General features: G+C 50.1%; 8 protein-coding genes. 6 read left to right on the top strand and 2 right to left on the bottom strand.

The genetic code is table 11. The features are described 5' to 3' along the window. A partial coding sequence (locus tag U9P07_09195; protein MEA2109579.1) for a response regulator occupies positions 1 to 1,449 on the top strand: 1,449 nt, incomplete at its 5' end. A gap of 49 nt (positions 1,450 to 1,498) precedes the next feature. On the opposite strand, the gene U9P07_09190 is transcribed toward U9P07_09195, so the two are convergent. Further along, the gene (locus U9P07_09190; protein ID MEA2109578.1) at positions 1,499 to 2,830 is read right to left on the bottom strand and encodes an AAA family ATPase; all 1,332 of its coding nucleotides are present in this window, start codon (positions 2,828 to 2,830) and stop codon (positions 1,499 to 1,501) included. Positions 2,831 to 3,150: 320 nt separating this feature from the next. Here U9P07_09190 and U9P07_09185 point away from each other — a divergent pair, with 320 nt between their 5' ends. Both U9P07_09185 and U9P07_09180 read left to right on the top strand, forming a co-directional pair. Further along, positions 3,151 to 4,482: a response regulator gene (locus tag U9P07_09185; GenBank protein MEA2109577.1), complete on the top strand. Its 1,332-nt coding sequence runs from the start codon at positions 3,151 to 3,153 to the stop codon at positions 4,480 to 4,482. A 37-nt stretch (positions 4,483 to 4,519) separates the two neighbouring features. After that, positions 4,520 to 5,701: a response regulator gene (locus U9P07_09180; protein ID MEA2109576.1), complete on the top strand. Its 1,182-nt coding sequence runs from the start codon at positions 4,520 to 4,522 to the stop codon at positions 5,699 to 5,701. A 40-nt stretch (positions 5,702 to 5,741) separates the two neighbouring features. On the opposite strand, the gene U9P07_09175 is transcribed toward U9P07_09180, so the two are convergent. Beyond that, positions 5,742 to 5,906, bottom strand: coding sequence for a hypothetical protein (locus U9P07_09175; protein MEA2109575.1), 165 nt, complete (start codon positions 5,904 to 5,906; stop codon positions 5,742 to 5,744). A 90-nt stretch (positions 5,907 to 5,996) separates the two neighbouring features. On the opposite strand from U9P07_09175, the gene U9P07_09170 reads away from it, so the two are divergent. From U9P07_09170 to U9P07_09160, 3 genes are all read left to right on the top strand, one after another. Continuing rightward, positions 5,997 to 6,518: a response regulator gene (locus tag U9P07_09170; protein MEA2109574.1), complete on the top strand. Its 522-nt coding sequence runs from the start codon at positions 5,997 to 5,999 to the stop codon at positions 6,516 to 6,518. Between the two features lie 41 nt (positions 6,519 to 6,559). Further along, positions 6,560 to 7,762, top strand: coding sequence for a hybrid sensor histidine kinase/response regulator (locus U9P07_09165; GenBank protein MEA2109573.1), 1,203 nt, complete (start codon positions 6,560 to 6,562; stop codon positions 7,760 to 7,762). Between the two features lie 59 nt (positions 7,763 to 7,821). Then, positions 7,822 to 8,269, top strand: a 448-nt coding sequence (locus tag U9P07_09160; protein ID MEA2109572.1) for a PhnD/SsuA/transferrin family substrate-binding protein, incomplete at its 3' end; no start/stop codon positions are given.

The following is an 8,269-nucleotide window of genomic DNA, read 5'->3' as shown; positions in this document are numbered from 1 at the left end:
TATGTCAATCCCGCTTTTGAAAAGCAAAGCGGTTACCCGGCAGCGGAGGTTTTAGGACAGGAGTATTCCATTTTGCTGGACCGGGACAGTGAAGAAGGCCTGCGGGCGGCGCGGCAGCTCTGGCAGCGGTTTGAAGCCGGAGAACTCTGGTCGGGTATTCTCTACACCCGCAGGAAGGATGGGACGATTGTCGTTAACAAAACCAACGCTTTTCCGATTGTTGGCGATGATGGCAAGGTTATAAATTATGCCACGGCGAAACATGACATAAGCCATGAAAGAGAAATGGAACAGCAGCTGGCCCAGGCCAGTAAGATGGAGTCCATCGGCCAGTTGGCCGGTGGGGTGGCCCACGATTTTAACAATATTCTTACGGTCATCAACGGTTATGCCCAAATCGTCCTGATGCAGTTGGAAGAGGGCAGCAAACTGTGGCATGATGTGCGGGAAATCGAAAAAGCCGGGGATCGGGCTGCCGACCTTACCCGCCAGTTGCTGGCCTTCAGTCGTAAACAGCTGATTATGCCCAAAGCGCTGAGGGCGAATGATGAGATTGCCGAGATGGAAAAGATGATCCGGCGTTTGATCGGCGAGGATGTTGAGCTGGAAATTTCACTGGCTGAAGATTTGCCGCCTATCTACGCCGATCCCAGTCAGCTGCAGCAGATCCTGCTGAACCTGGCGGTCAATGCCCGGGATGCCTTGCTTGAAAAGATTGCCGGGGGTGAGAAAAGAATAACCATTTTCACCTCCCAAAAATACCTGGATGACGACTATGCTGCCCTGCATGCCGGCTGCCACCCGGGCTGGTATGTGCAGCTCCAGGTGGAGGATAACGGCGTCGGGATGGCAAAAGAGGTGGTCGACCATATTTTTGAACCATTTTATACCACCAAAGCCGTAGGCGAAGGCACCGGCATAGGGATGGCGACGGTCTATGGGATTGTCAAACAGAATCAGGGCAGTATTTACGTCTACAGTGAACCGGGACAGGGAGCCAGTTTTAAAATCTACTGGCCGATTATGGCCGCAGAAGTCACGAAAATGGAGGATGAAGAGTCTGTCGAACTTGCAGCTGGAGGCAATGAAACCATTTTGCTGGTCGAAGATGATGCCGGCATCAGGAAAATTATCAGCCGCCAGCTGCGGCAGGCAGGTTATACGGTTATCGAGGCTGAAAATGGCCGGGATGCCCTGGAACAGGCAGGAAACCATCAGGCTGCTATTGATCTCTTATTTACCGACGTAATCATGCCAATCATGGGAGGCAGCGAGCTATATGGAAAAATCAAGGATATCTACCCGGATATTCCGGTTCTTTTTGGCTCCGGCTATACCGACGATAAGCTTCCCGAGGATATCCTCCTCTTAGCTAAAGATCACTTTATCAACAAACCCTACAACCTCAAGGAGGTTATTGCCCGGATTCGTTCTTTGCTGGATGATTAAGGAGCTTTGTGTATTGCCACAGATTACAAAACCATTTATCCGTCGGAGCTCAGGAATAGGGTTGAAGAGTTGGAAGAAGATCATTAGTCCAGGCACCTTGCCAAAGCAGAGTTGTGAACTCTTGATAAGGGACAATTAAAATTCCTTCATCAGTTTTGCGCATCCGTTTTTCCAGGCAGACAATGATGCTTTGTTTGACCTCCGGGAAATCTTTTTTAAACTGGACGAGCCCTTTCAGATCCCGGCTGGTGATACGTGACTTACCCTTTGCCTCAATGGCAACGGCCCCATTGCCAAGAATGAAGTCAACTTCGATGCCGCTGGAAAGGCGCCAGTATGAAAGGTCGTAGAATAGTTCGCTGTATCTTGAATAAACTGACAGCTCATGAAATAACCAGTTTTCAAAGGCCTTGCCGAATAGTTCAGAGCCGGGTTCAATTCTTCCCCGCTTGGTCAAATGGTTGACAACCCCGAGATCTCTAAAGTAGAATTTGGGGGCTTGAATTGTTCGGCGTTTTGGTCGTTTTGTATAAGCCGGGAGAAAAGCCCCCATCAAGGTGTCAACCAGAATGCTGTAATGGTCTCGTACCGTGGAGAGGGCCATACCTGTTTCGCGGGCCACATTTGACATGTTAAGAACCTCTGTATCCCTGATTGCTGCGACTCGGAGGAAGTCTGAGAATACCGGGAGGTTTCTGCTTAAACCCTCTTCAAGAATTTCTTCCCGCAAATAGTCGTCAACATAACTGCGGAGCAAAAGTTTGGGATTCTCGGCATTATAATGGTTTGGCAGCGGCCCGGTGTTGACGAAGTTGGTAAGGGAGAAGTTTTCTCCTATCTCTTGGGCTACGAGGCCAAGTAGTTCATATTTGACGGCTCTACCACCAAGTAAATTGGCATGTCCACGCCTGACTTTTCTGGCACTGGAACCGCACAGGACAAAGTTTTTACCAGTTGTTTCGATCAAATAATGGATTTCGTCCAGCAACATTGGTGCTTTTTGGATTTCATCGATCACAATAAGTTTTGTTGGCGCCAGGGCTGCAGCTTCTTCCCGTAAAATCGATGGTTTTTTTAAATAACCGATGAGTTCATCGGTTTTCAAGAGGTCAAGCCTCAGGGCATCCGGGTAAAGCTGTTTTAATAGCGTCGTTTTCCCGGTCTGCCTTGGCCCCCAGAGAAAGAAACTTTTGTCTGGTCTATCTGGTAGTCGCAGCAGTCTTTTGTACATTGAAGTTCCTTTCGTTGATATGCATGTATTTTGTTTGTGTAATGATAGAATATCATGAGTTTGATTTTTGTCAAGGGAAAATCTATTAAATACCGACGATAAGCTTCCCGAGGATATCCTCCTCTTAGCTAATGCGGGCTTCGCCCGCAACCCAAATTAAGGTGTCAGGATGTTCCGGCATGGCTCTCACTCATTCTCGCCGGCCGTCCATGGCCGGCTTCCGAGGCGTCCGCCGCGAATCACATCGTGTGATTCGTTCGGCGGCCAATACCGCTATGAGCCAAGCCCGAACAACCTGAATGTGTTCCCGACAATTTCTTGTTTTTTTTGACAGATTTTCAGTAGTAAGGTACTAAAGATCACTTTATCAACAAGCCTTACAACCTCAAGGAGGTTATTGCCCGGATTCGTTCTTTGCTGGATGACCGGCAGGTTTGAACCGGCCAGATGGATGAAGAAAGGTGGAAAATATGAGTGCCGGCGTTATGGTTATCGATGATGATCCGGGGATTACCTCCCTGCTTAAACGGTTTCTGGAACAATCAAGCTTTCAGGTGTTAGAATGCAATAATTCTATTGAGGCCATGGACCTCCTGACAGCGGATATGGTCGAGGTGGTGATGGTTGATCTCCATATGCCGCAACTAAGCGGTTTTGATTTGATTGAAATGATCCGCCGGCGCTGGCCGGCCCTGCCCATCATCGCCATTTCCGGAACCGGGGTTATCGCCGATGTGGTCGGGGCCATGCGGCTGGGGGCCTGGAATTTTATCGAAAAACCCATTTCCAGCTTCGAGGGTGTCGCTGAAATTATCCGGACTGCCAGAGCCAGGTCCCGGGAGATGCGGGAGAAAATCAGGGCGGAAGAACAGTGCTATCAGCAAAGGGAACTCCTTGAAGCGGCGGTGGCCGAACGTAGTGCCGCCTTGACGAAATCCAACGAAGAATTGCAGCTGGCCATGAAGCAGTTGCAAAATTCTTATTCCCAGATGGTGCAGCAGGAAAAACTGGCGTCCATCGGCAGCCTGGCGGCCGGTATCGCCCATGAACTTAATACCCCGGTAGGTTTTGTCTCCAGTAATTTTAACAGCATTAAGGAATATATCCTTAAATTCAAAGTCCTGATTGAAAAATACCGTCGGTTACGTGATCACTTTTCTGGAATTGACAGGGTGTCGGCAGCCGAGCTTGAAGAGCTGGCGGCCCTGGAAGAATCCATGCATCTGGAGTTTATTCTTGATGATCTGGATGGGCTTTTTAAAGAATCGGAGGATGGGTTTGAACGGATTACCAGTATTGTCAGCAAACTGCGGGAGTTTTCCCGGGTTGACCAGCGGGAGGAAAAGGTCTTGTCCAGCATCAACCAGGCCATTGAAACCACGCTGGTGGTCGCCCGCAACGAATACAAATATAATGCTGACGTTAGCACCGCCCTGGAACCGGAATTGCCCGAGGTCTACTGTCACATTGGCCAGATCAATCAGGTCATCCTCAATATTATTGTCAATGCCGCCCAGGCGATTAAAGAGCAGCAGCGGCAGGAAAACGGCAGCATCGAAATTGAAACCGGGGCGACGGCGGAATATGTCTGGTGCCGGATTAAAGATGATGGTCCTGGAATCAAACCGGAGCATCTGAAAAAAGTATTTGACCCTTTCTTTACCACTAAACCGCCGGGTCAGGGAACCGGCCTGGGGCTGAATATTTCCTATGATATTATCGTCAACCAGCATCAGGGGGAATTGATTGTTGAGAGTGAACCCGATTGCGGGACCGCTTTTACGATCAAATTGCCGCGTTAAAATGCTGCTTGAGTCTGTTTGCCGCAGGAGAAATGATATGACGGAGAAAAAAGCCATTCTTTTCGTAGACGATGAAATGAGTATTCTCAGGTCGCTGAAGCGGGCGTTTCTGGACAGTGGCTACCAGCTCTATTTTGCCGACAGCGGGGCCAAAGGGTTGGCGGCTTTGAAAGCCAAAGATATTGACCTGGTGGTCAGTGATATGCGTATGCCCCAGATGGATGGCTACCAGTTCTTAAGCCAGGTAAAAAAAGAGTATCCCCAGGTAGTGCGGCTGATCTTAAGTGGTTTTACCCAGGAAGAGACGGTGTACAAGGCATTGATTGACGGTTCGGCTAAAATGTACGTGGCCAAACCCTGGGACAACCAGAAGCTGAAAGCCCTGATCCGCCAGTTGCTGGAAATTCAGGAAACCCTCCAGCAGCAGCGTCTGTTGGAGGTGGTGAATACCATCGACCAGTTGCCCACCCTGCCGACCATCTACCATAAAATCATGGACCTGATAGAACAAAATACCGATTTTGACAAGATTGTCGCCGTGGTTGAAAAAGATCCGGCTATTACCGCCAAGGTGCTGCAGGTAGCTAATTCGGCTTATTTCCGCAGTTCCACCGCCTCCCTCAAGCGGGCGGCGGTCTTCATCGGGCTGATGAACCTCAAGGATATCGTTCTTGGCTGTTCCGTCCTTGAAGCCCTGGGCTGCAGGGGTCTGGGAAAATTCAGCGTCGAATCGCTATGGGAGCATTTTGTCCGCAGCAACGGGCTGGTACATAATCTGTATGAACGGATTCACGATGAAAAAGTTGATGAGACCTGCGGTTCTGCCGGGCTTTTATATGATGTCGGTCTCCTGGTCCTGCTGCGCTATTTTCCTGAAAAGTTCAAGGAGATTTTGGCCCGCTGCCGACAGCATGCGGACCTGAGTCTGGTGGCAGCGGAAGAAGCGGTTATGGGGGTGAATCATGCCCAGCTGGGAGCTTATGTACTGAGCTGGTGGAACCTGCCTCAGCCGATTATCGAGGCCACCCTGTATCACCATAATCCCCTGTCTGAATCAGTGGCCAATCGGGATTTTGTTTCCCTGGTCGGGGTTGTCAGTCAACTTTCCCTGGGGCTTTTGGATGCCCATCTGGTGGGCGAACTGGATCCCCGGGTTATCGAAGCGGCTGGGATGTCACCGGCCATGTATGAAGACGTGCAGCAGCGGTTGCTGCCGTAATAATAACTAAATTGAGCGATTAGCTTTTAGCCGTTAGCTGTTAGTTTAATATCAACTTTCTGAATTGTTTTGTCAGGGATAGATTACAGGATGTTCGGGCTTGGCTCATAGCGGTATTGGCCGCCGAACGAATCACACGATGTGATTCGCGGCGGACGCCTCGGAAGCCGGCCATGGACGGCCGGCGAGAATGAGCGAGAGCCATGCCGGAACATCCTTGGAGATTTAGTTTCAGCTGTTTTTAGAGCAACTTAAGAAAGTTGAGTTAGGAATAAAAAAGGGATGGAGAAGAAAGATGACCACAACCGCAATGAAGGTTCTACTGGTTGATGATGAAGCAAAGGTTTTGCAGGCGGTAAAGAGGATATTCAGCCGCTCTCAGCTGGTTGAGCTGTTGACGGTTGCAGATCCTTTTGCAGCGATGAAAATGGTGGCTGAAGAGGAGATCGTCCTGGTGATTTCAGATCAGCAGATGCCGGGAATGACCGGCCTGGAATTTCTGGCCTGGGTTAACGCGAACCACCCCGGAATTGTCAAGATCATCATGACTGGTGATACTGACATTCAGACGGCGGTGCAGGCCATCAATGATATTGGGGTCTATAAGTTTATACGCAAACCCTGGAATAACGACGATCTTTACTGGACGGTGGTCCGGGCATTGGAAATGGCCCGGATGCAGCGGAAAAACCAGGAAATGCAGGCGGAACTGAATGAAAAAGACCGCTGTCTTGAACGTTATGAGCGGCTCTATCCGGGAATTACCACCATTGAGCGGGATGCCGATGGGGCAATTGTCATCGATGAGGATCTTTAAGCCGGATGGACGGGGTGGAAAAATAGTAAAAGGGGACAGGGATGGATAACGAAAAAGCGACCGTTCTTTTTGTTGATGATGAAACCCGGGTGCTGAAATCGATCAAAAGAGGGCTGATCGGTGAACCGTATGACTGCCTGTTTGCCCTCAGTGGGATGGAAGCGCTGGAAATCATGGCTTCCCGGCCGGTCCAGGTGATTATTACTGACATGCGGATGCCGGAAATGAACGGTCTGGAACTGCTGCGAGAGGTGCGTAAACGATTTCCGGAAACCATCAGGATGGTGCTTTCCGGTTACGCCCAGACCAATACGGTGCTGGCGGCGGTCAATGAAGGCTATGTCTATCGTTATATTACCAAACCCTGGAAACTGGATGAGGATCTGAAACCCGGGATTGAGGACGCCCTGGAAGTCTATCGCCTGAACCGGGAGCAGCGGCGGGCGGTGGAGGAGCTGGAAACCGCCAACCGTCAGCTGCTGGACAGGATTGAACAGGAAAGCAAGCCGGTGGAGAAAACCAGCAAGATTGCTGAGCATATCTACCGGCAGAAGACCTCAACTTTGCGGCTGGCTTTTGAAAAAACTAAAGTTATTGTTAATAGTATTTACAGTGATGCTACTAACCTGGGGATGGCCGGCGGGCTGAGTCAGGATGCCAGGGAACTTAACGAACATATCCGGGGAATCTGCCAGGGATTTATGGGAGAGGTGTTCCGGGTAACCCGGCTGGCCGAAATGGAATCTGGTAGTCTGGTGCCGGTGACGGGTATAAGCCTCAATCTCAAAGAATTTTTTATTAAACTCCAGCGTGAAGTCCTGGCAAAGAACCAGAACCGGGCTTTGGAGGTCCAGTTTCAGCTGGATGAATCCCTGCCGGCAGTCATTGCGGTTGATCCTGATTTTCTCTGGGAAATCTGCTGGAATATCCTCGAAAACACCCTGCTTTATGTTCCCCAGGGCAAGGTTTTCTGCTGCGGTCGCTCAGCCGGAGAAAATATGCTGGAAATTGAATGCCGTGATCAGGGACCTGGTATTCCGGCTGCCGAGCGCAAAGCGGTATTGGAACCTTTTGTCCAGGCCAGCAACAGCTGCTGTCCGGAGCGCCTGGGGCTGGGGCTGGCACTGGCCCGGGCGGCGGTGAAGCAATTAAAAGGAAAAATGGCCGTTGGTGATCTGGAAGGTCAGGGTTGCCGGGTGATTGTTCGTTTGCCCCTGTCCATGCCCACTGTCAGCCACATGTAGATTCATAGTGATAACAAGTATCAGAACATTTTTTGCCTGCTGAGAATGGAGGTAAAGTGATGACAAAAACAATCTCATGGCAACCTGATGGCTATATACTCTTCTGCTGCCGGATTTTGCTGTTCATCGCCATACTGGTTTTATTGTTGCCGGTTATTTCCCGGTCGACAGATACCGGCCAGCGGCAGGTGATCAAAATCGGGGTGTTGGCCAATCGGGGCGTCAGCCAGTGTTTTGAAGACTGGAAGTTCCTGGCCGGATATCTTTCGGATTATGATGACGCTAATGTTCTCTATTGGATCGAACCTTTAGGTTTCCAGGACGTTGATGAGGCGGTACAACAACATAAAATCGATTTTTTGATTATCAATCCCTATCTTTACGTCGAAATGGCTAATAAATATAATGTTGAACGGCTGGCTACCGTGATCAGGAAGACGTTACAGGGGCCGTCCAGTGTTTTTGGCGGCGTGGTTTTTACCCGGACCGGCTGCCGGGAGATTCAGC

It is taken from the genome of Pseudomonadota bacterium (genome assembly GCA_034660915.1).
Lineage (GTDB): Bacteria > Desulfobacterota > Anaeroferrophillalia > Anaeroferrophillales > Anaeroferrophillaceae > DQWO01.
The sequence above is the reverse complement of the archived record's forward strand: the minus strand, read 5'-3'. Positions and strand labels throughout refer to the sequence as shown.